Annotated in this window: 23 protein-coding genes; 12 read left to right on the forward strand and 11 right to left on the reverse strand. The window is 74.3% G+C overall.

Annotated elements, in window-relative coordinates; all coding sequences use genetic code 11:
* Positions 1-152 precede the first annotated feature (152 nt).
* Positions 153-944, forward strand: a complete 792-nt coding sequence (locus ACFOX0_RS07965) for an aminotransferase class IV family protein (RefSeq protein ID WP_377543190.1) — start codon at positions 153-155, stop codon at positions 942-944.
* A gap of 175 nt (positions 945-1,119) precedes the next feature.
* Here the strand turns inward: ACFOX0_RS07965 and ACFOX0_RS07970 are convergent, their stop codons facing one another.
* Positions 1,120-1,719 (reverse strand): TetR/AcrR family transcriptional regulator, encoded by a 600-nt coding sequence (locus ACFOX0_RS07970; RefSeq protein WP_377543192.1) that lies wholly within the window; start codon positions 1,717-1,719, stop codon positions 1,120-1,122.
* A gap of 69 nt (positions 1,720-1,788) precedes the next feature.
* On the opposite strand from ACFOX0_RS07970, the gene ACFOX0_RS07975 reads away from it, so the two are divergent.
* On the forward strand, positions 1,789-2,616 hold the full coding sequence (locus ACFOX0_RS07975; RefSeq protein WP_377543193.1) for a class I SAM-dependent methyltransferase: 828 nt from the start codon (positions 1,789-1,791) through the stop codon (positions 2,614-2,616).
* 57 nt (positions 2,617-2,673) lie between these two features.
* Here the strand turns inward: ACFOX0_RS07975 and ACFOX0_RS07980 are convergent, their stop codons facing one another.
* The 4 genes from ACFOX0_RS07980 to ACFOX0_RS07995 form a co-directional block, all read right to left on the reverse strand.
* Positions 2,674-3,627, reverse strand: a complete 954-nt coding sequence (locus tag ACFOX0_RS07980; protein WP_377543194.1) for a DUF72 domain-containing protein — start codon at positions 3,625-3,627, stop codon at positions 2,674-2,676.
* Positions 3,628-3,776: 149 nt separating this feature from the next.
* Entirely contained in the window at positions 3,777-4,949 is a 1,173-nt protein-coding gene (locus ACFOX0_RS07985; protein ID WP_377543195.1) for a peptidoglycan recognition protein family protein, read from the reverse strand.
* A gap of 58 nt (positions 4,950-5,007) precedes the next feature.
* Positions 5,008-5,523 (reverse strand): LURP-one-related/scramblase family protein, encoded by a 516-nt coding sequence (locus ACFOX0_RS07990; protein WP_377543196.1) that lies wholly within the window; start codon positions 5,521-5,523, stop codon positions 5,008-5,010.
* A 57-nt stretch (positions 5,524-5,580) separates the two neighbouring features.
* Entirely contained in the window at positions 5,581-6,588 is a 1,008-nt protein-coding gene (locus ACFOX0_RS07995; RefSeq protein ID WP_377543197.1) for an Acg family FMN-binding oxidoreductase, read from the reverse strand.
* A gap of 331 nt (positions 6,589-6,919) precedes the next feature.
* On the opposite strand from ACFOX0_RS07995, the gene ACFOX0_RS08000 reads away from it, so the two are divergent.
* Together ACFOX0_RS08000 and ACFOX0_RS08005 are read left to right on the forward strand one after the other, a co-directional pair.
* Positions 6,920-7,942, forward strand: a complete 1,023-nt coding sequence (locus ACFOX0_RS08000; RefSeq protein WP_377543199.1) for a LacI family DNA-binding transcriptional regulator — start codon at positions 6,920-6,922, stop codon at positions 7,940-7,942.
* A 50-nt stretch (positions 7,943-7,992) separates the two neighbouring features.
* Positions 7,993-10,482, forward strand: coding sequence for a glycoside hydrolase family 2 protein (locus ACFOX0_RS08005; protein ID WP_377543200.1), 2,490 nt, complete (start codon positions 7,993-7,995; stop codon positions 10,480-10,482).
* A 27-nt stretch (positions 10,483-10,509) separates the two neighbouring features.
* Here ACFOX0_RS08005 and ACFOX0_RS08010 read toward each other — a convergent pair whose 3' ends face one another.
* Positions 10,510-10,926, reverse strand: a complete 417-nt coding sequence (locus tag ACFOX0_RS08010; RefSeq protein ID WP_377543202.1) for a hypothetical protein — start codon at positions 10,924-10,926, stop codon at positions 10,510-10,512.
* A 92-nt stretch (positions 10,927-11,018) separates the two neighbouring features.
* Between ACFOX0_RS08010 and ACFOX0_RS08015 the strand changes: the two genes are divergently transcribed.
* From ACFOX0_RS08015 to ACFOX0_RS08030, 4 genes are all read left to right on the forward strand, one after another.
* Positions 11,019-11,507, forward strand: coding sequence for a nitroreductase family deazaflavin-dependent oxidoreductase (locus ACFOX0_RS08015; RefSeq protein ID WP_377543204.1), 489 nt, complete (start codon positions 11,019-11,021; stop codon positions 11,505-11,507).
* Positions 11,508-11,659: 152 nt separating this feature from the next.
* A complete protein-coding gene (locus ACFOX0_RS08020) occupies positions 11,660-12,877 on the forward strand; it encodes a cytochrome P450 (protein ID WP_377543205.1) in 1,218 nt (405 codons plus the stop codon).
* Positions 12,874-13,086, forward strand: a complete 213-nt coding sequence (locus ACFOX0_RS08025; protein WP_377543207.1) for a ferredoxin — start codon at positions 12,874-12,876, stop codon at positions 13,084-13,086. Before ACFOX0_RS08020 ends, ACFOX0_RS08025 begins: the two co-directional genes overlap by 4 nt.
* A gap of 50 nt (positions 13,087-13,136) precedes the next feature.
* Positions 13,137-13,649 carry a GNAT family N-acetyltransferase gene (locus ACFOX0_RS08030; RefSeq protein WP_377543209.1) on the forward strand — a complete coding sequence of 171 codons (513 nt, stop codon included), beginning with the start codon at positions 13,137-13,139 and terminating at the stop codon, positions 13,647-13,649.
* A gap of 176 nt (positions 13,650-13,825) precedes the next feature.
* Here the strand turns inward: ACFOX0_RS08030 and ACFOX0_RS08035 are convergent, their stop codons facing one another.
* The 4 genes from ACFOX0_RS08035 to ACFOX0_RS08050 all read right to left on the reverse strand — a co-directional run bounded on the left by ACFOX0_RS08035 (position 13,826) and on the right by ACFOX0_RS08050 (position 17,575).
* Positions 13,826-14,977 carry an Ig-like domain-containing protein gene (locus ACFOX0_RS08035; RefSeq protein ID WP_377543210.1) on the reverse strand — a complete coding sequence of 384 codons (1,152 nt, stop codon included), beginning with the start codon at positions 14,975-14,977 and terminating at the stop codon, positions 13,826-13,828.
* A 140-nt stretch (positions 14,978-15,117) separates the two neighbouring features.
* Entirely contained in the window at positions 15,118-15,837 is a 720-nt protein-coding gene (locus tag ACFOX0_RS08040) for a polysaccharide deacetylase family protein (protein WP_377543212.1), read from the reverse strand.
* Positions 15,834-17,132 (reverse strand): MGDG synthase family glycosyltransferase, encoded by a 1,299-nt coding sequence (locus ACFOX0_RS08045; protein ID WP_377543214.1) that lies wholly within the window; start codon positions 17,130-17,132, stop codon positions 15,834-15,836. The genes ACFOX0_RS08040 and ACFOX0_RS08045 overlap by 4 nt, the downstream gene beginning before the upstream one ends.
* 200 nt (positions 17,133-17,332) lie before the next feature.
* On the reverse strand, positions 17,333-17,575 hold the full coding sequence (locus ACFOX0_RS08050; protein WP_377543216.1) for a hypothetical protein: 243 nt from the start codon (positions 17,573-17,575) through the stop codon (positions 17,333-17,335).
* A gap of 353 nt (positions 17,576-17,928) precedes the next feature.
* On the opposite strand from ACFOX0_RS08050, the gene ACFOX0_RS08055 reads away from it, so the two are divergent.
* Together ACFOX0_RS08055 and ACFOX0_RS08060 are read left to right on the forward strand one after the other, a co-directional pair.
* Positions 17,929-18,165: a DUF397 domain-containing protein gene (locus ACFOX0_RS08055; RefSeq protein WP_377543217.1), complete on the forward strand. Its 237-nt coding sequence runs from the start codon at positions 17,929-17,931 to the stop codon at positions 18,163-18,165.
* Between the two features lie 117 nt (positions 18,166-18,282).
* Entirely contained in the window at positions 18,283-19,176 is an 894-nt protein-coding gene (locus ACFOX0_RS08060; protein ID WP_377543219.1) for a helix-turn-helix domain-containing protein, read from the forward strand.
* 24 nt (positions 19,177-19,200) lie between these two features.
* On the opposite strand, the gene ACFOX0_RS08065 is transcribed toward ACFOX0_RS08060, so the two are convergent.
* Positions 19,201-19,866: an NAD(P)H-binding protein gene (locus ACFOX0_RS08065; protein ID WP_377543221.1), complete on the reverse strand. Its 666-nt coding sequence runs from the start codon at positions 19,864-19,866 to the stop codon at positions 19,201-19,203.
* 323 nt (positions 19,867-20,189) lie between these two features.
* On the opposite strand from ACFOX0_RS08065, the gene ACFOX0_RS08070 reads away from it, so the two are divergent.
* A complete protein-coding gene (locus ACFOX0_RS08070; RefSeq protein WP_377543223.1) occupies positions 20,190-20,780 on the forward strand; it encodes a hypothetical protein in 591 nt (196 codons plus the stop codon).
* A 142-nt stretch (positions 20,781-20,922) separates the two neighbouring features.
* Positions 20,923-21,966, forward strand: a complete 1,044-nt coding sequence (locus ACFOX0_RS08075) for an App1 family protein (protein ID WP_377543225.1) — start codon at positions 20,923-20,925, stop codon at positions 21,964-21,966.
* Positions 21,967-22,001: the final 35 nt, after the last annotated feature.

The raw sequence follows: 22,001 nt of genomic DNA on the forward strand, positions 1-22,001 counted from the left end.
CCTGGTGCCGGTGGCGCCGGCCGTGGCGGTGGCCGCGGTCGGGGCGGCCAGCCTGGCCTGGCGCCGCGACCTGCGCTCCTACACCGGCGCCAGCGCCTGACGCCGGCCGGGTTCGCCCCGGACCGGCCTACCCCGGGTGCCACGATGAGGTTATGGCGGAGCTGGACGGCGTACCGGTCGGGGTCGACGAACTCGCGACGCTGGCCCTGACGGGCTACGGCCACTTCACCACCGTACGACTGGACGGCGGTCGGGTCCGCGGGCTGGACCTGCACCTGGACCGGCTGGTCCGGGACTGCCGGACGGTGTTCGGGGCGCCGCTGGACCCGGGGCGGGTGCGGGACCTGGCCCGCCGGGTGGCCGGCCGGGCGCCGGACCCGACCGTCCTGCGGATCACCGTCTTCGATCCGGACCTGCCGCTCGGCCGTCCCGGCGGCCCGGCCCGGCCCCGGGTGCTGGTCACCGCGCGGCCGGCCGGCCCGGACGCGCCGCCACCGGTCCGGCTGCGCACCGTACGCCACCGGCGGGAACTGCCGTCGGTCAAGCACACCGGGCTGTTCGGCGCGCTGCACCAGCGCCGGTCGGCCCAGCTCGCCGGCTTCGACGACGCCCTGTTCGTCGAGCCGGACGGCCGGGTCAGCGAGGGTCCGACGTGGAACATCGGCTTCCTGGTCGACGGCGAGCTGCGCTGGCCGGACGCGGACTGCCTGCCCGGGGTCACGATGCGGCTGCTCGACCGGGTGGCCCGCCGGATCGGCCTGCCGACCCGGCGGGCGCAGGTCCCGGTCGACCGGATCGTCGCCGGGTACGGCGCGTTCGTCAGCAACGCCGCCGTCGGCCTGCGACCGGTGGCCCGGATCGACGACACCGATCTCACCGTCGACCGTGACCTGGTGGCCGGGCTGCGTGCCGGCTACGCGGCCCTGCCGGCCGAGCCACTCTGACGTCCGACCGGCCCGGCGGTCCGGCCCGCCCCGCCGACCGGGTGAGCGGCGTCGGCGTCGACCGCGGGGAAGCGATCGTGTGCCGGGCCCGGCCGGCCGTCCGGCTCGCCCGGCCGACCGGCGTCGGTGTCGGCCGTGGGGAAAGGATTGGGTCGCGGGCCCCGGTGGACTCGGCTCAGGGGTGCGGCTCCCGGACGACGCCGGCGAGGACCGTGGTCACGACCTCGCGGACGGCGTCCGGCGTGGGCCGTGTTCCGGTCCGGTCGGCGTACAGCAGGTGGGTGGTCCCGATCAGCATGGCGGCGAGCCCGTCCACCGCGGCGTCGGCGGCGATCCGGCCCCGGTCCCGTTCGGCGTCGAGGTAGGCGGCGATCATGATGGCGGCCTCGGTCAGCACCGGCACGCCGGCCGGCCATGCCTCCCGCAGTCGGGCGCGCAGCTCGTCCCGGAAGGTGATCAGGGCGACGATCGCCACCGCGACCGACTCGAACAGGGCCGCCAACGCGTGGCTGAGGTTGTCGATCACGGTGCCGGTCCCGGCGGCGTCGCGCAGGGCGGCGGCCTGGGCGTCCATCCGGTCGACGCGGTCGAGCACGAACTCGGCCAGGAAGGCATCGAAGTCGGCGAAGTGCCGGTGCAGGACGCCCTTGGCGCAGTCCGCCTCGGCGGTGACCGCCCGGCTGGTCAGCGCGCTCGGGCCGTCCCGCAGCAGGACCCGCTCGGCGGCGTCGAACAGCTGCCGCCGTACGTCGCGAATGGCCACTCCGGTCGGCACCCGTCCCCCTCTCCTCGGGTTTCACCGTACCGGGTTGACGAGTGGGCGCTTGCCCATCATAGTGGGCGCATGCCCACTTCACCGTCTGGCCGCCGCCCCGCCGGTGAGCCCGAACCGCACCGGCACCGGCAGGTCGCCGAGTCGTTCGGGGTGGACCCCGAGCGCTACGACCGGACCCGGCCCCATTACCCCGACGAGCTGGTGGCCCGGATTGTCGCCGCCAGTCCGGGTACCGACGTCCTGGACGTCGGCTGCGGCACCGGCACGGCGGCCCGGCAGTTCCGGGCGGCGGGCTGCACGGTGCTGGGCGTCGAGCCCGACGCCCGGATGGCCGACTTCGCCCGGCGGGACGGCTTCGAGGTCGAGGTGACCACGGTCGAGGACTGGGAACCGGCGGGGCGGCGGTTCGACGCGGTCGTGGCCGGGACCGCCTGGCACTGGGTGGACCCCGTGGCCGGCGCGGCCCAGGCGGCCCAGGTGCTCCGGCCGGGCGGCCTGCTGGCGCCGTTCTGGCACGTGTTCGAGTCGCCGGTCGAGGTGACCGAGGCGTTCCTCGCGGCCTACCGCCGGGTGGTGCCGGACTCGCCGTTCACCTTCCCGTCGACCGGATCGGCCCTGGATGCCTATCAGGTCTTGTTCGCGAGGACCGTCGACCAGATCCGCACGGCGGGTGGCTTCGACGAGCCGCAGCAGTGGCGGTACGACTGGGAGCGGACCTACACCCGGGACGAGTGGCTGGACCAACTCCCCACGACCGGCCCGCTCACCCGGGTCCCGCCGGACGCGCTGCGGGAGGTGCTCGCGGCGGTCGGCACCGCGATCGACGCGCTGGGTGGTGCCTTCACGATGCCCTACACCACGGTGGCGGTGGTGGCGAGACGCGCCGGCCCGTCCTGACCGGCCGCCAGCGCCCGGCCGGCCGTCGTGACCGGCCGCTGCCGGACAGGCGGCGGGCTACCGGGGGCCGCCCGGCCGGGCCGGTGCGCCGGACCCGCGCCGGTCGCCCGGCTCGCGCGGACCCGGTACGGCGGCCGGAACCGGTACGTCGAGCAGCTCGGCGAGCCGGGCCGCGTCCCGCTGCGCCTGGCCGGCACAGCAGTTGTTGAACAGCACGTGCACCTCGGTGCTCTGGCCGGCGAGTTCGACGAGTTGGTCGGCCCAGTGGCGCAGCTCGTCGTCGGAGTAGGCGTACCGGAACTTGGCCTGCTTGTCACCGCCGGCCCAGTCCGGGCTGTGCCCGTGGAACCGGACCACCGCCGGGTCGGCCGGCGCGACCAGCAGCGGCGGGACCGAGGACGGGTGACCCTGCGGCATGTCCACACAGACGTACGACAGGTCGTGCCGGTGCAGCAGGTCCAGGGTGTCGAAGCCGTTGTCCCCGGCGAACCAGGAGCCGTTGCGAAACTCGACGGCCACCCGGTAGGGCCGACACCGTTCGGCGAGGTCGACCAGCCGTTGCCGGGCCGGCTCGCCGTACCGCAGCCACGGAGGCAACTGCAACAGCACCACGCCGAGCCGGTCGGCCGCGGCCAGCGGTTCGAGCACCGCCCGGAACCGGCTCCACAACTCGTCGTACGTGTCGGGGGACAGGTCGCGCCACCGCACCCGGTCCGGCGCGCCGGCCGGTCGCAGGTCGGCCGGCAGCGCGGCGGTCGGTGTCGGATGGCCGGTGAACAGGCTGAACGCCTTGACGTCGAAGGTGAAACCGGGTGGGGTGCGGTCGGCCCACGCGGCGGCGGTCTCCACCGCGGGCAGCGCGTAGTAGCTGGTGTCCACCTCGACCAGGTCGAACCGCTGGGCGTAGTGGGCGAGCCGGCCGGCCGGCGTGTTGGCCGACCGGGGATACCAGCCGGAGTCGATCAGCGTCCGGTCCGCCCAGGACGACGTGCCCACCCTGATTCCGCCCATAGTGGTCATTCTTTCCGGCCGTGCCCCGGCCGAAACCCGGACCGGGCGGCGACCCCCACCCTGGACGGCAGGCTGCCCGGGCCCGGACGGCCGCGCGGTCCCCGTCGGACGGGCGACGGGGACCGCGCGGCGGCTCAGCCGATCGGCGGTCACCCCGCCCAGCGGCGCTGCACGTCCTGCCGCAGCGGCGGCAACTGGGGATAGAAGGTGTTGCCCGGGCATTCGGTGGCCATCCAGTCCCGATGCCCGGAGATGGTGTTGACCCGGCGGGCCGCCCCGCTGACCGGGTTGACGTAGTCGGTGACGCCGGTCGGATCGAGCCGGCCGGCCCCGGCCAGCGCGGCCAGCAGGTTGACCAGCGACTGCCGGGCGGCCGCGGTCGGCAACTGGCTGGTGAAGTCGCCCAGCAGCACCACGCCGATGTTGCCGGCGTTGAAGCCGCTGACGTGCGCGCCGTTGCACATCAGCAGCCGTCCGTCGGCGCCGCGCGGACCGAACGCCGGTGTCCCGTCGGTGCCGGACCAGCGGCCCTCGTAGACCGTGCCGGCCTCGTCGATCAGGAAGTGGTAGCCCAGGTCACCCCAGCCCTGGGTGACCGCGTCGTAGTAGTAGATCGCCCGGACCGTGGCGGCCGGGTCCGGGTCGTTGTTGGCGCCGGCGGTGTGGTGCACGGTCAGCGTCTGCAGTGGGTAGTACTCCGCGGGGAACAGGTCGACGCCGCCCGGACCGAACCGCAACGACTCGTCGGCACCCCAGGCCGCCCGCGACAGGTAACGCACCTTGGCGAAGTGGTTGTCGATGCGCAACACCGGCTCGATCGCCGGGCCCCAACCGCCCCGGACGGACCCGACCGGGGCGCTCGCTCCGACCCGCGGCGACGTCGCCGACCGGCCGGCCCCGGCCGTGCCGACGGTGTTCAGCTCGGTGACCGCCAGCGCGGACGCGCCGCCGGAGCACTCGATCTCGTAGCCGACCGTGCCGGGCACGGTGAGCAGCGCCGACCGTCGGCCCTGCGCGGGGCGGTCCGCGCCGTCGCAGCGGGCCGGCACCGGGCGCCACTCGGTCCAACCCGCCCCGGTCCGGGTACGGAACCCGGGCCGGCCCGGACCGTACCAACTGATCGCGAGGTGGCTGACGGGAACGCGCGTACGGGTGGTGCGGATGCCGCCGCCGAGCGGCCGGAGCCGGTTGGCCCAGGTCCGCGGGACGCCGGGCCCGGCGGTGTCCGCCGCCAGGGCGGGCGTCGACCCGATAGCCGGTCCGGCGGCGGCGGCCACGGCGCCGGCCGCGCCGGCCGCCAGGACGGTACGTCTGGTGGTCAAGAGGGTCTTCTCCCGTTCGTCTGTGGCGAAGCGCCGGTCCGGTGCTTCGGTCGGGCGGTCAGTCGCGCTCCTTGGCGGCCTTGTCCTCCCGTTCCTTCTCCGCCCGGGACATGGCGAGGTCCACCGCGAGGACGGCGGCCAGGATCAGCAGGTGGTCCTCGTCCGGCACGATCTTCACCGCGTAGGTGTCCCGGATGGTCAGCCAGCGCTTGGAGACCGAGGCGACCTCCCGGCCGTCCCGCTCGACGGTGAACTCGTGGTCCAGCAGGTCACCACGGATCTCCAGGTCGTGTGGGCCGGGTACGTCGATCGTGTACTTGTCCCGGAACGGGGTGAGCAGCTTCTTGCGCACCTCGGCCGCCTTCTCGCCGCCGACCTTGATGGTGTACGTCCGGCGCAGGGCGATCAGTTGGCGGTGCACCGAGGCGACCTCGTTGCCGGCCGGGTCCTCGATGACCAGTCGGTCCCGCGGGCTCAGCAGCTTGCCGTCGACGTGGAACACCGTGCGGCCGGAGTCGTCGGTGATGTCGTAGTCGTCGCCGATGTCGAAGAGCCGTTCGCGAATGAGGTACATGGCGTCCATTCTGCAGCGCCGTCCCCGCTCCGGCATACCGGGAGTCGACCGGTCCGGTCAGCTCGCCTCCGGGCGTACCGCGGAGGTGTCCACCACCTGCTCGACCGGCAACCGCGGGGTGTGCCCCGGACCGGCCTGCGTCGGGTCCGGGATCCCCAGCCGCAGCGCCAGGTACGGGTACCCGAGCCCGGACAGCATCCGGCGCAGCGTCTCCCGGGTGCCCACCGTCTCGATGACGCCGCTCAGCGGCACCATGGAGACGCCCAGACCGGTGGCGACGAGCCAGGCCGCGGAGAGCGCCTCGCCGGCCCGCAGCCAGCCGGCCGGCTCGTCCTCGTTGCCGAACAGCAGCCCGTACCGGGCCGTCCGGTCGTGGCCCGGTCCGACCGGGAGCGAGCCGGGCCGGCCGAAGTCGCGGGCCGGCACGGTGCTCTCGGGGGCCCGCTCCGGCAGCACCTCCGGCGGTAGGCCGGTGCCGGCCGGTCCGGCCCGTTCGGTCCAGTAGCGCAACTCCTCCCGCAGTTGCGGCTCGTCGACCGAGGCCGCGGCCGCCTTCGACGCGGCGGCGGCCAGCTCCACCACCTGGTCGCGGCTGAGGATCTGCAACTGGGCACCCTCGTCGCCGGCGGCGCGGACGATCTCCGCCACCGACTCCTCGGGTACCTCCTCCTCGGCCACCGGACGGCGGTCGGTGTGTCGGACCCGAACGGACTGCACCACCCGCATGGCGGCGGGGGACGGGGCGGCGTGGCCGGTGCCGGTGATCCGGGCCAGCAGGTCCGGCGTGGCCGGGTCGGGCAGCCGGTCGACCCGGGTGGTCCAGCCCTCGGCCCGCAGCGCGATCCGGGCGTGGTGCAGCGCCGTGCCACAACTGAGGATCATCAGGCGGCCGTCCGGGTCGGACACGCCGAGCTGCCGGTCGCGGACCGCGTACAGCTCCAGCCGTTCCGGCAGCACCCGCCACCGCCAGGGCTGGGTGTTGTGCACCGACGGCGCGTAGCCGGCGGTGGCCGCGGCGTGCCCGAGCGCGCTGGTCAGCGAGTGGTCGTTCGGCGATGCGGTCATCGTCGCGCCTTCCTCCGTTCGCCGCCGGTCGGCCGCGTGCCGGCACGCCGGGGTGGGGTCCGGTACCCACCGTACGGCCTCACCGGCCGCCCGCAGGGGTCATCCGGCCGGTGACACCCCGTCCGGTCCGGACGCCGTCCCGGCCGTCGGACGGGACGCAAGCTGAACCGTTTCACCGTGCGCGGACCAGGCACTGGCCTCCCCGACGGAGTACGAATCCATCGAAATCTGTCCTTGACGGCACGGGGTCGGAGGCATAACTTTACCGGTTAATCAGGCTCTTCTCCGCCCTGTGCCGCGTCATCCACGACCTCACCTCCGGAGCGACGACATGACCGGACGGCCCACCATCGCGGACATCGCCCGCCGGGCCGGGGTGTCCAAGGGCGCGGTCTCGTACGCCCTCAACGGCCGGCCCGGGGTGTCGGCCGCGACCCGGGAACGGGTCCGGGCCATCGCCGCGGAACTCGGCTGGTCGGCCAACACCGCGGCCCGGACGCTGTCCGGGGCGCGCGTCGACACGGTCGGGCTCGCGGTGGCCCGGCCGGCCCGGACCCTCGGCCTGGAGCCGTTCTTCATGGGCTTCGTCAGCGGCATCGAAGGATTGCTCGCCGGGCGCTCGGTGGGCCTGCTGCTGCAGGTCGTACCCGATCACCAGGCCGAGGTGGCCGCCTACCGGCGGTGGTGGGCCGGGCGTCGGGTGGACGGCGTCATCGTCATCGACCTGTTCGACACCGATCCCCGGATCCCGGCCCTGCGCGAGCTGGGACTGCCGTTCGTGGTGGTCGGCGACAGCCGGGAGGACACCGGGGTGACCTGCGTCTGGAGCGACGAGACGGCGGCCATGGCGCAGGTGATGGACTACCTCGCCGCGCTGGGGCACCGCCGGATCGCCCGGGTGTGCGGCGTCCCGGCCTTCCGGCACACCGCGCAGCGCACCGCCGCGTTCCGCGCGGCCGCCGACCGGCTCGGGCTCGGCGAGGTGCTCACCCAGGGCGACTACACCGGCGAGGACAGCGCGCGGGCCACCCGGCTCCTGCTGGCCCGGTCCGACCGGGACCGACCCACCGCGATCGTGTACGACAGCGACGTGATGGCGGTCGCCGGGCTGGGCGTCGCCGCCGAGATGGGAATCGACGTGCCGGGCCAGCTGTCCGTGGTGTCCTGGGACGACTCGACGCTGTGCCGGCTCACCCACCCACCGCTGACCGCGCTGACCCGGGACGCCAGCGGCTACGGCCGGCACGCGGCCACCCGGCTGCTCGCGGTGGTCGAGGGCGCGCCACCGGCGGCGTACGAGGACGCCCCGCACGAGTTGTGCATCCGGGGCAGCACGGCCCCGTGCCGGAGTTGAACCCCGGACCGAACCGCCCGATCGGGCACGAGCACCGTGGAGGACCACCGATGCGTACCCTCACCGACCTGCACTCAGGCTGGCGGCTCACCCTGGCGGAGGCGGCCGCGGACACACCGGAACGGGTACGCGGCGCGTCCGTCGAGGCCACCGTGCCGGGCTGCGTGCACACCGACCTGATGGCCGCCGGACTGCTCGCCGACCCGTACCTGGACCGGAACGAGGACCAGCAGCGCTGGGTGGGCGACAGCGACTGGCGGTACGCCACGACGCTGCCCGTCGACGGGCCGGCGGCGCCGTCCACCGCCGACCGGATCGACCTGGTGTTCGACGGCCTGGACACGGTGGCCGAGATCAGGCTCGACGGCGAGCCGGTGGGACGCACCCGCAACCAGCACCGCGGTTACCGGTTCGACGTCACCGACCGGCTCGCCGGCGGCGGCGCGCACGAACTGTCCGTCGTCTTGCGCGCCGCCCGCCGGTACGCCGAACGGGTCCGCGACGAGGTCGGCGAACGCCCCGGCGCGTACCCGGAACCGCTGCAGTACATCCGCAAGACGGCCGCCAACTTCGGTTGGGACTGGGGACCCAGCCTGCTCACCGCCGGTATCTGGCGGGCGGTCCGGCTGGAACACTGGTCGACCGCCCGGCTGGCCCGGGTACGCCCGCAGGTGCGGGTGGTCGACGGGGACACCGGCGAGGTGGTGGTGCACGTCGAGGTGGAACGGGCCGGCGACCCGGCCACCGAGCTGACGGTGACCGCGCGGGTGGGCGACGTGACCGGCTCCGCGACGGTACCGGCCCGGGCCACCTCGGCCACCGTCCGGCTCCGGGTGCCCGGGGTAGCCCTGTGGTGGCCGCATGACCTCGGCGACCAGCCGCGCTACGAACTCGCCGTCGAGCTGGCCGCGGCCGGCGTCGGGTTGGACACGTGGCGCCGGCGGATCGGGTTCCGGACCGTCGAGTTGCGCACCGCGCCGGACGCCGACGGCACGCCGTTCGCGTTCGTGGTCAACGGCCGGGAGATCTTCGTCCGGGGCGCCAACTGGATCCCGGACGACTGTTTCCTGTCCCGGGTCGACCGGCCCCGGTACGCCGCCCGGGTCCGGCAGGCGGTGGACGCGAACATCACCCTGCTGCGGGTCTGGGGCGGCGGCTGCTACGAGAGCGACGACTTCTACGACGTCTGCGACGAACTCGGTGTGCTCGTCTGGCAGGACTTCCTGTTCGCCTGCGCGGCGTACCCGGAGGAGGAGCCGCTGCGCGGCGAGGTAGAGGCCGAGGCCCGGGACAACGTGGTACGCCTGATGCCGCACCCGAGCCTGGTGCTGTGGAACGGCAACAACGAGAACATCTGGGGCTTCCACGACTGGGACTGGCAGCCGGTGCTGGCGGGGCGCAGCTGGGGTTGGGGCTACTACTCCGAACTGCTGCCGGCCGTGCTGGCCGAACTGGACCCGACCCGGCCGTACTGGCCGGGCAGTCCGTACTCCGGTGACCCGGCCCGGCACCCCAACGAGCAGGCGCACGGCAACACGCACATCTGGACCATCTGGAACGAGGTCGACTACACCGCGTACCGCGACTGGCGGCCCCGGTTCGTGTCCGAGTTCGGCTTCCAGGGACCGCCGAACTGGGCCACCCTGACCCGGGCGATCCACGACGACCCGCTGCTGCCGGACTCACCCGGCATGCTGGCCCACCAGAAGGCCCCCGACGGCACCGGCAAACTGGCCCGGGGCATGGCGCCGCACCTGCCCGAGCCCCGGAACACCGACGACTGGCACTACCTGACGCAGCTCAACCAGGCCCGGGCCGTCGCCGTCGGCATCGAGCACCTGCGGTCGCTCGGTCCGTACTGCGCGGGCGCGGTGTTCTGGCAGCTCAACGACTGCTGGCCGGTGACCTCCTGGGCGGCCGTGGACGGCGACGGCCGCCGCAAACCCCTGTGGTACGCCGTCCGGCGGGCCTTCGCACCGCGGCTGCTGACCGTGCAGCCCCGGCCGGACGGCCTGGCGGTGGTCCTGGTCAACGACGGCGGTGACACCTGGTCCGGCGACCTGGAGGCGACCCGCCGCGACCTCGGCGGGGAAGTGCTGGCGAAGATGTCGCTGCCGGCCGTCGTCGAACCGGGGCGGCCGGTCACCGTGGTGCTGTCCCGCGACGTCGCGGAGACCGCCGACGCCACCGCCGAGCTGCTGGTCGTCGAGTTCGCCGGCGGGCGCGCGCTCTGGTTCTTCGCCGAGGACCGGGACCTGCCGCTGCCGACCGCGCCGCCGCAGGTCCGGGCCGCGCCGGCCCCGGACGGGGTACGGCTCACCGTCACGGCCCGGGCACTGCTGCGTGACGTCGTGGTGCAGGCCGACCGGCTCGACCCGTCGGCCGAGGTGGACGAGCAGGTGGTCACCCTGCTGCCGGGGGAGTCGTACACGTTCACGATCCGCACCTCGGTCGCGGCGGACGATCCCCGGTGGGGTGGGGCGCCGGTGCTGCGGACCGTCAACGACCTGCGCGCCCGGGCGGTCGACACCGTCGGCTGACGCGGGGACGTCGGGCGCCGGCGGCGGTCAGCGTCGCCGGCGCCGGACGGTGCGGCGGACCAGGTCGGCGGCGCCGGCGCAGACCGCCGTACCGATCGCCAGGCCACCGGCCAGCAGGACGGCGCCGGCGGCCCAGAGGCCGCTGTCGTCGTGCCCGGCGGCGTCCACCGCCCAGGCCGCGGTGAACGGCACGGTCACCGCGACGACGACCAGCCACGGCCGGGTCAGCAGGCCGCCGCCGACGGCGAGCGCCACCAGCGTCAGCACGCAGCCGGCGACCTGCCACGGCTGGTACGGCCCGGTGGTGGCGCCGGTGGTCGGGTCGGTCTCGTAGCGCCTGTCGGTCCCGAGCCACAACCACCAGGCCGCCAGGCTCGCGGCGGCCAGTCCGACCGGTACGAGCACCCGATGGCCGGCGCCGGGTGGTTCCGCTGAGTTGGTCATGCCCACACGGTGCCAGACCCGGCGACCCGGCGCGTCCCGCCGCCGACCGGTACACGCACAGCGCAAACATTGCGGTGTGCGATAGTCGGGGCATGGTGCGGAGGATTCCTCGTTGGCTCGCCCGGGCACCGATCCCACTGCTGCGCACCGGCTTCGGCCGACTGCTCGGGCGTCGGGTGGCGATGCTGGAACACCGCGGCCGGGTCAGCGGCCTGCCCCGGTACGTCGTCCTCGAGGTGATCGGGCGGCGGCCGGACGGCGTGGACGTCGTCTCCGGGTACGGCGTCCGGTCACAGTGGTACCGCAACGTGCTCGCCCGTCCCGAGGTGCGACTGTGGTGCGGACGGTCGGTCGGCGTACCGGCCCGGGCGACGCCGCTGCCGGCGGACCGGGCCCGGACCGTGCTGGCGGACTACCGCGACCGGCACCGCCGGGCGGCCCGGGCGCTGGGCCGCACCCTGGACCTCGCCGACCTGGTCCACGACGGGCCCCTGCCGACGGACATCGCCGACCGGCTGCCGGTGGTACGCATCACAACGGAGCCGGAGGTGGCCGCCCCCGGTAGTCCGGGTCCCGGCTGACCTCCGGCGCGGGCCGGGCGGCGGGTGGCTATGGCCGGGGTGATGCGCCGGTGTCCGCCGGCGGGTCTTGCGTCGGTCTTGTCCGGATCGTCAGAGCTGAGTAACGTAGCGGATTGGAATAGACACAGGTCGTTGCCAAGGGGGAGGCTGCCGTGACCGACACCGCCACCGAACTGCCGGCGTACCCGTTCGACAATCCGCGCGATCCGTTCATCCCGTTGGCCGAGGCGCAGCGGAGCGGGCTGGTCGGTCCGCCGAGCAGGGTCCGGCTGCCCACCGGTGGGTGGGCGTGGCTGGTCACCCGGCACGCCGACATCCGACACCTGTTGCGCCAGCCGGGACTCAGCTCCGACCTGACCCGACCCGGCTTTCCGTTGATGCGCGAGCTGCCCGCCGACTTCGACCGGAACAACGCCCGGGGCTCGTTCATCCGGATGGACGGTGCCGAGCACGCCAAGTTCCGGCGCATCCTCACGCCGGAATTCATGATCAAGAACATCCGCCGGCTCGAACCGCTGATCCAGCAGACCGTGGACGAGACCCTGAACGCGATGCGCGACGCCGGGCCGCCCGCCGACCTGGTCCAGGCGTTCGCCCTGCCCGTACCGTCCATGGTGATCTGCCACCTGCTCGGCGTGCCCTACCAGGACCACGAGTTCTTCCAGACCCGCAGCAACAAGCTGATCAACCTGTTGACCCCGGTGGAGGAGGTCCGCGTCGCCGCCGACGAGCTGAGTGAGTACCTCGACGGGCTGGTCACCACGAAACTCGCCGAGCGGCCGGCGGAGGACCTGCTCAGCCGGTTGGTGCACGAGCGGCTCGCGACCGGGGAGCTGACCCGCGAGGAGATCGTCGGGGTGGCCCTCCTGTTGTTGATCGCGGGGCACGAGACGACCGCCAACATGATCGGGCTGAGCACGTTGGTGCTGCTGCGGGAGCCGGAGCGGTTCGCCGCGCTGGGTGCCGACCCGACCGGGGCGGCCGCCCTGGTGGAGGAGCTGTTGCGCTACCTCAGCATCGTCCGGACCGGACTGTTGCGGGTGGCCACCGAGGACACCGAGATCGGCGGTCAGCCGGTCCGGGCGGGCGAGGGGGTGATCGCGTTGCTGTCCCTGGCCAATCGGGACGAGGCGGTCTTCGCCGAGCCGGACGGCTTCAGCCTGGACCGGTCGGTGAACCCGCACATCGCCTTCGGGTTCGGGGTGCACCAGTGCATCGGCCAGCCGCTGGCCCGGGCCGAGCTGCGGATCGCGCTTGTCGAACTGGCCCGCCGGTTCCCGACCCTGCGCACCGACGCCACACCCGAGGAGCTGCCCAAACGGGACACCTCCGTCGTGTACGGCTTGGCCGAGCTGCCGGTGACCTGGTGAGCGCCGCGGACGCGTCGCTGCGGATCCTGGTGGACCGGGACGTCTGCTGCGGGGCGGGCAACTGCGTGATGACCGCCCCGGAGGTGTTCGACCAGGACGACGACGAGGGTCTGGTGGTGCTCCTTCGGCCCGAGCCCGGCGCCGAGTTCGCCGACCAGGTCCGGACCGCGGTCGACCTCTGCCCGTCCGGAGCGATCCGACTCGGCTGACGCCGGATATGCGTTGCGGCCTGACCCCGGCTCCGGCGAATAATGCCGCCATGCACACCAGCGCCGGCCCCCACCCGCCGACCATCGAGTTCGCGGTCGCCCGCCCGGACTCGGCCCCGGCCCGGGCGATACTGCGGACCTACTACGTCGACATCGTCGGCCGCTACCACGGCCGGTCGGCCACCGACGCGGAGGTCGAGTCGGCCATGGGCGACGCACCCAGCCACGACCTGGTCCCGCCGACCGGCGAGTTCCTGCTGGCCCGGCTGGACGGGACCGTGGTCGGTTGTGCCGGCCTGCGGCTGCTGCCGGCCGGGGTGGGCGAGCTGACCCGGGTGTTCCTGGCGCCGGCCGCGCGGGGTCGCGGCCTGGCTGCCCGGCTGGTGCGGCGGGTGGAGCAGCGGGCCGCCGGGCTCGGTGTCCGCACGCTGCGCATGGACACCCGCGCCGACCTGATCGAGGCCCGGCGGCTGTACGCCCGGCTCGGCTACCGCGAGGTCGAGCCGTTCAACGACGACCCGTACGCCGACCACTTCTTCGCCAAGGAACTGGCCGGCGCGTAGTCCATCCGGAGGAGTTGGTGTCCTGGCGGCGCGTCGTACCGCACGTGCCGCGGCGCCCGCTGACGGCCGTCCCGGCCGATCCGGGTCCCGGGTCGGGCGCGGCGGGTTCCCGCGGGGCCGGACCCGGGTCGGCCGTTGCCGCGACCGGCCCGGGTCCGGGGCCGCCGGTGGTGAAGTCAACCGGTGAACATGATGGTGACGGCGGCGCTGCTGCGCCGGCCCTGCTCGGTGACCTGGTAGACGAACCGGTCGGCCCGGCCGTGCCCGGGGAACGGCTGGTAGACCACGGAACCGGCCGACGTGACGTGGGCGGTGCCGTGTGCGGGCGCGGTGGTGATGGTGACCCGGGCGTCCGGCCCGACGTAGTCGTTGGCCAGGACCGGGATGTTCGTCCGCCGGCTGTCGGGGATCCGGACGTGGTCGGCCACGGCCGTCGGTGCCGGTACGAACGAGCCGTCGCCGAGGCCGATGAAGTAGGTCTGCGCGCCGGTGGCGAGGTTGACCGTCAGCACGTCCGGGATCGGATCGGCGTTGGCGTGGACCGCCGTCGCCGACCACGCGGTGAGGCCGAGCGGGTCGAGCTGGAGGTGTTGTACGGTGCCGTCGTCGAGCACCACCACCACTCCGCTGGAGTTGTCCGCGCACTGCTCGATGTAGGAGATCAGGGCGTCCTGCGCCCGGTTGCGGTTGAAGTCCCGCAACTGCAACTGTTTCGGGTTCGCGCACCACTGTTCGGGACCGGCGACCAGGCTGGACACCCCGGAGTCCCGGACGGCCAGGTAGGTGTGGTACCCCTCGCCCTGGTCGCTCCACTGGTAGACGTCCTGGAGCGCGTCGCCGTTGAAGTTGCCCGTGCCCATGAAACTCGGCGTCGACTCACCGTCGAAGGTGCCGATGACCTCGAACGGGTAGCGCAGGATCAGGCCGGTGGTGTGCACCGTGGACGGCGGCCCGGCGAACCAGGCCAGGGCCAACTCCTGACCACCGCCCGAGTCGATCTTCGCCGCGGTGCCCAGATCCGGGCAGTTCGGCTCGGACGGCGGAAGCAGCAGGTAGGTGTGTACCGACGGTGGCCCGAGGCCGCCGCCCGGCAGGCCCGGCCGGAACAGCACGTTGCATTCGACGGTCGGTGAGTTGCCCGCGTCGAGGACGGCCTGGTCGACCAGGCCGTTGCCGGTGAAGTCGCCGAGGACCGGTGCGTCGCGCCCGCCGGCCCGTGCCGGTGGCGTGGCGCCGCCCGTGACCAGGCCGGCGCCCAGCACGGCCAGGCAGGCCAGGACCGCGATCCCGGAGCGACCCCGTCGGGTCGAAACACAGCGCTTCCGCATCGCACTCCCCGCTTTCGGTCGTGCGCCGCAACCCGCCGGGTGCGCGGGTCACCCGTGAAGCTAACCGCTCGGAAGCGGAGCCCCGTCCGTGCTGACGGTGATCTGACAATTGCTTTTTGTGATGTTGCCGCATGAGGTGTTCATCCGGCGATCCGGTGCTCCCGCAGCGGCCCGACGTCCAGGTCGCCCGCCCGGGCGTGGTCGAGCAGCGCGGGCAGCGCGCCGAGGGTGGCCCGCCAGGAACCCGGTGCCGAGGTGCAGTCGGAGTCGTGCAGCAGCACGGTGCCACCACCGGCGAGGTCCCGGCGCACCGTACGCAGCACCGAGCCCGGGGTGGCCCCGGACCGCCAGTCGGCACCCCAGGTGGTCCACAGCACCGTACGCATCCCGAGCCGGTTCGCGGCCCACAGCGCGGAGCCGGTCAGCACCCCGTACGGGGGGCGGTACCAGCGCGGTGGCGCGCCGAGCACCTCGCCGATCAGGTCGTACCCGCGGGTCAGGTCGTCGCGGGTGGCGCGCGGGCCGCGGGCGAGCAGGCACCGGTGACTCCAGCCGTGCAGGCCGATCTCGTGTCCGGCCGCGACCATTTCCCGGGCCAGCCCGGGCGCGTCGGTCAGCATCCGGCCGAGCAGGAAGAAGGTCGCCGTCACGCCGTGCCGCTCCAGCGCGGCCAGGAACGCGGGTGTGGAACGGGGATCCGGCCCGTCGTCGAAGGTGAGCGCCACGTGCCCGGGCGCGCCGACCCCGCAGAGCGTCGGCAGCAGCCGCCGCCGTACCGGCCCGAGCGCGGTCAGTGCCGGGGCGGCGTGCGCGACGCCGGCGCCGACCAGCGCGGCGGTGCTGACCCGGCGGGCGGTCACCGGCGGCCCGCCGGAGCGGTCCGGGCGGCGCCGGCCCCGTCGGGTCGGCCGGCTCGGCGGGGCGTGCCGGGCGCACCCGGGGCCGGGACGCACCGGCGCCCGCGCGAGGTGGCCCCACCCGATCGGACCCGGTCCGCCGGACCGTCCGGGCGGGCGAGGGCGGCGAGGGCGGCGGCCGGATCGGCGGCCGGGAAGGGTGGGGGCGGTCCGCCCGCGCCGGCCAGGGCCACCCGCAACGCGGCCGGCAGTTCCCCGTCGGTCCGGACCCAGGGGACCCAGCCGGCCGCCGCCAACGCCCGGGCATTGGTACGTCCGTGGCCGGGCAGGCAGCGGTAGGTGAGTACCGGTACCCGGCAGGCCAACGCCTCCAACGAGGAGAGTCCGCCGGCGTTCTGCACCACCACGTCACAGGCGCGGATCAACGCCGGCATCGCCTCCGTCCAGCCGATCGCGACGCCCATGCCACGGCGGGTCAGGCGCTGGCGCAGCGCCTCGTTGCGGCCGCACGCCACCACCGGGGTCGCCACCCCGCCGCGGGCGATGTCCTCGACGGTCTGCTCGATCTCGCCCACCGCCCACGAGCCGGCGAGGACCAGGGCCAGCGGTCCCTGGGCGGGCAGTCCGAAGACGGCCCGGTCCCGCCGCCGTTCGCCGGCCGAGTACGCCGGTCGGAAGGCGGCCGACACCGCCGGACCGGTCACCCGTACGTCCCGGCCGCCCAGCCCGCGGGCCTGCTCCCCGGCCACCTCGTGCAGGGCCAGGTGGGTGTCCACCCCGTCGGCGACCCAGAGCCGGTGCACCGACATGTCGGTGAGGAAGGTGACCACCGGTACGGCCAGCCGCCCGGTCCGGCGCAGCCGGCCGAGCGCCTGGCTGGCCAGCGGATAGGTGGAGACCACCAACGCCGGCGGCGGCGCGAGCACGCCGTCGACCCGACGGCCGGCGGCCAGCGCGGTCAGCCGGCCGGCGAGCGCGGCGAGCGTCTCGTGCCGGTCCAGCCCGCCGGCCAGCCACTCCCAGGTCCGCGGCGCCGCGGCGAGTTGCCGCGCGTACCCGGCCCGGAGTGCCCGACCGAGCCGACCCGGCATCAGTTCCATGAGATCGTGCCCGTCGACCTCGAAACCGCCGGCGCGCAGCCGGGCGGCCAGTTCGCGGGCCGCACCGTCGTGTCCGGCACCGACGCTCGCCGAGAACACGACGACCCGGCCCCGGGTGCTCGTCGACGGGCCGGCCGGCCGGGTCGGTCCCGGTGCCTCGCCGTGCCACCGGTGGTACCGCTGTCCAGTGAGAAGCATGAACATGACGGTCCCGTGGATCCCGGCGCCGCGGAATCGGGGACAACCATGCCGTACGCCTGATCTCCGCTCCGGGACCGACCACTAGGGGTGGCCGGCCGTGGTGCGGCCGGGCTGCCGCGGGCGGGGCGGCCCGGGGCGCGGATCCGGCCGGCGGTCGAACCGCCGGGCCGCGGCACCGGGCCGCGGCGTACGGCGGGTCAGGCCGCGGTGTCGAGCATGGGATCCGGGTCGGTGCGCGGGAGAAGGTAACGCGCCGTGACGGTGTCGACGCCGGTCCCGCGCGACCCGGCGGGCCGGTAGGTGACCGTGGCGGCGCGTGGCGACGCGGCCTCGACGACCCCCGCGCACCAGGCGCTGCCCCGGTGTACCCACACCCGGTCGGTGGGGCGGTACCGGTCGGTCGGGGAGACCTCGGCGGGCTCGCGGTTGACGGGATTCACGGTTGGAGTAGGCACGGGTGATACCTCCGCGACGCGGACGGGCTGGGCCGAGCCGTCCGGCAGGGTAGTTGGTTCCAGTCGTGGCACACGGACCCGCGCGGCCTCGTCGCCCCGCGGTCCGGCCGCCGTCTGCGCTGGTCGGCGGACCAGTGCCGGGGGCCGGTTCTCGCCCTGGCAGTCACCCGCTGCTGGTGACTGACGGTAATCAGGTGGGTACGTGTACACGTGGGCTATCATGCTCGCTGTCTAGTGCAGATGCAATAGCGAATGCACGTGCATCCGCTCGGGATCCGAGGGGAGGCGTGTGCGCCGGCCCGTTCGCCCGACCGGGCGGGCATAGGGGGAGGGTCACCATGCAGCACCCGTACAACGGCGTGCCCGTCACCGAGCTGCCACCGCTGTCCTGGCAGAAGAGCCTCCGCAGCAACCCCAGCGGCAACTGCGTCGAACTCGCCGAGTTGCCCGGCGGTGGGATCGCGGTACGGAACTCCCGGCACCCGGACGGACCCGCGTTGATCTACACAGTGGACGAGATCACCGCGTTCGTACTCGGGGCCCGGGACGGGGACTTCGACAACTTGATCGGCTGACCCGACGCGGATCACATCCGCCGATCAGCCCGCTGTGCCTCACTGTCCGGTCATGGCATGCTTACACGTCATCCGGCAGTGGCCGCTGCTGATCGAGCGATATCCGGAGGTCGGCCCGTGACGACCGTGCGACCCGATGGTGGTCCCACCACCGGTCCGACCGTGCTGCGCATGCTGCTCGGCGCCCACCTGCGCCGGCTGCGCGAGGCACGGCAGGTCAGTCGGGAGACCGCGGGTTGGGAGATCCGTGCCTCGGAGTCGAAGATCAGCCGGATGGAGCTCGGCCGGGTCGGCTTCAAGGAGCGCGACGTCGCCGACCTGCTCACCCTCTACGGCCTGGTCGACGAGAAGGAACGCGAGACGCTGCTGGCGCTGGCCCGGGAGGCCAACAACCCCGGCTGGTGGCACCGCTACGGCGACGTGCTGCCGAGCTGGTTCCAGTCCTACCTCGGGCTGGAGGCGGCCTCCTCGCTGATCCGTACCTACGAGGTGCAGTTCGTGCCCGGCCTGCTGCAGACCCGGGAGTACGCCCGGGCCGTCGTCCTGCTCGGACACGGCCGGGCCACCGCCGCCGAGATCGACCGCCGGGTCGGCCTGCGGATGGAACGGCAGCGGCTGCTCGCCCGGCCCGGTGCGCCGCAACTGTGGGCGGTCGTGGACGAGGCCGCCCTGCGCCGGCCGATCGGCGGCACCGACGTGATGCGGGGCCAGGTCGCCGCGCTGATCGGAGTGACCCGGCTGCCCAACGTCCGGCTGCAGGTGATCCCCTTCAACGCGGGCGGGCACTCCGCCGCCGGTGGCGCCTTCAGCATCCTGCGGTTCCCCGACCCGGACCTGCCCGACGTCGTCTACATCGAACAGCTCACCAGCGCGTTGTACCTCGACAAGCGGGACGACGTGGACCACTACGCGGCCGCCATGGAGCAGCTGTGCGTGGAGGCGCAACCGCCGGAACGGACCGCGGACATCCTGGAGGGCATCATGCGCGACCTGGAGAAGGCGACGGACTGACCGCTGGCCCCGGGGTCGCCGGGATCAGGCCGGGCCGAGCCGGCCGACCGCCTGGGCGATCGGGGTGTCCCCGCCGACCAGTTCCAGCGTCTGACCGGCGGTGGCCGGGGTGTCCAGCAGCGCCAGCAGCACCGCGGCGACGTCGGCGCGGGTCACGTCGCCCCGTTCGACCCGCCGGGCCAGCCGGACCAGCCCGGTCGGCGGGTCGTCGGTCAGCCGGCCCGGCCGCAGCGCGGTCCAGTCCAGGTCGCGCCCCCGCAGGTCGTCCTCGGCGGCCTTCTTGGCGCGCAGGTAGGCCGCGAAGACGTCATCCCGGTCGGCCGACGGCGGCGCGTCCACCCCCATCGAGGAGACCAACAGATACCGGCGTACGCCGGCCCGCTCGGCCGCGTCGGCGAGCAGCGCGGCGGCGGCCCGGTCCACGGTGTCCTTGCGGGGGACGCCGCTGCCCGGGCCGGCGCCGGCGGCGAACACGACGGCGTCCGCGTCGGCGGCGGCGAGTTGATCGGCCAGCTCGTCGGCCGAGGCGCGTTCCAGGTCGCACAGCGCCGGCTCGGCACCCGCGGCGCGCAGGTCGTCGGCGTGTTCCGGGTTGCGGATCAGGCCGACCACGGGGTGACCGCGGTCGCTGAGCAACCGTTCCAACAACAGGGCGATCTTGCCGTGACCACCGGCGACGACGACACGCATGAGTTCACCCTAGGGCTTGCGGGCCCGGCCCGGCCGGCTTCCCGACGGCCCGCTCAGCTCAGCAGGACCGCGCTTCTGGCCGCCGGACTGGCGGTCACCGGGCGTGGAGACCTCGCCGTTGGGCGGTCTGTGAAGCGCGCCAACCACCCGAACGGCTCGTCGCGTGAACACGCCCCAGTCACGGGAATCCCCCGGCTTCAGCCGTGGGAAGGAAGTCAATCCTGTCAACGTCCGGTGGCCGGTGGATCCGGTCCGTCCCCCGGTCAGACGGAGGTGGCGGCCCTGCCGGTGTCCCGACGCCTCGATCATGTTTGGATGGCGACATGTCTGTTCAGCGCGAGACCGGTCCGCGACGGCGTCGGCCGGCCACCGGATCCGCTGCCGACCGGCAGGTGGCCACCCCGGAGATCCGGTGGACCTCGGTCGACCAGCTGTCCGAGCTGGCCCAGGCGCTGTTGAGCGAGGACCTGGGCGGCCGGGAGGCGGTGCCGCGGCACGTCGCCGAGCGGGTCCGTACGCAGGCCCGGGCCTGGGCGGAACACGGCTTCACGGCCGAGACGGTCCGGCCGTGGCTCGACCTGCCACCGGCCGCGGCAGCCTACCTGGCCGAGCGGTCCGTGTCGCCACGGGTGCTGGAGCTGCCGTACCAGGTGTCGCGCCCCGGCGCCCCGGTGGCCCTCAAGGTGGCCATCGCGTCCGGGCTGCTCGCCGTGGAACGGGCTTACGACCTGCTGGTGGCGACCGGGGAGCACCGGCCGGCCGGTGCGGGGCCGGCACCCGTGGGCCCGGCGCCGTGGCTGCTGTCCGGCGAGGTCTTCGGCGGTAACGGCGCGACGGAACAGGAAGCGACCGGCGCCGCCGAGCCACGTCGGCCGGTGGCGCAGGTGATCTTCTCGCACCCGACCGAGAACTGACCGGGGCGGTCCCGCCGGTGGCACGACCGGGCCGGCGCGGAAAGCCTCCAGACCGCGCGTACCGGCCGAAACCCGATAGCCGCCCGGGTCCCGCTCCGGGCGCTGCCATGCCGGCCGCGACGGCGTGTGGCAGTGTTGCACCGTGTCCCTCATACCCGCGGGCCGAGCGGCCCCGCCCCGACTGCACCGGGCGGCCCGGATCGAGGACGCCGTCCACCAGCTGCTGGAGCGGCGGCTGCGACGCGGCGGCTGGAAGGCCCGGATCGTCGCCTACACCGGGTACGGCGCTCCCGGCTGGGTCCGGGTGATGGGTCGGGTGGTGCTCGGTCGGCTGGAGAGCCGGCCGCGCCGCCGGGCGGAGAAGGTACGGGGCTGGCGCAGCTTCGCCACCCTCCCGGCGAAACACGCCCGGGTGGTGATCGAGGCCGGTGGCCAGCGCTGCGAGGCGGAGACCGACCGCAGCGGCTTCATCGACGTGGTGGTGGAGGCCGACCTGCCCGCCGGGTGGGGGACGGTGCGGCTCAGCGCCGTCGACGCCACCCCGGTCGAGGCACCGGTCCGGATCGTCGACCCGAGCGTGCGGTTCGGGATCCTGTCCGACATCGACGACACCGTGATGGTCACGGCGCTGCCCCGCCCGTTGCTCGCCGCGTGGAACACCTTCGTCCTCGACGAGCACGCCCGGATGGCCGTACCCGGGATGGCCGTGCTCTACGAGCGACTGGTCACCGCGCACCCCGGCGCGCCGGTCTTCTACCTGTCCACCGGGGCCTGGAACGTCGCGCCGGCGCTGACCCGGTTCCTGTCCCGGCATCTCTACCCGGGCGGGCCGTTGCTGCTCACCGACTGGGGACCGACCGCCGACGGCTGGTTCCGCAGCGGCATGGAGCACAAGCGGGTCACCCTGGCCCGGCTGGCCAAGGAGTTCCCGGACGTCCGGTGGCTGCTCGTCGGCGACGACGGACAGCACGACCAGGAGATCTACGCCAAGTTCGCCGCCGAGCACCCGGAGAGGGTCGCGGGCGTGGCGATCCGCCGGCTCTCGCCGACCCAGGCCGTCCTCGCCGGTGCCTTCCCGGCGCCGGCGGGCAGCTCGTCGGCCACCGGGCCGGACGGCCAGCGGTGGTTGTCCGCCCCGGACGGCGCGGGCCTGTGGCGGCTGCTGCGGGCGGCCAACCTCGTCTGAGCCGCCGGCTGAGCGGCCGGGCCCGGCCGCGTGCC

The sequence above is a fragment of the Micromonospora zhanjiangensis genome, assembly GCF_042650605.1.
Taxonomy (GTDB): domain Bacteria; phylum Actinomycetota; class Actinomycetes; order Mycobacteriales; family Micromonosporaceae; genus Micromonospora_J; species Micromonospora_J zhanjiangensis.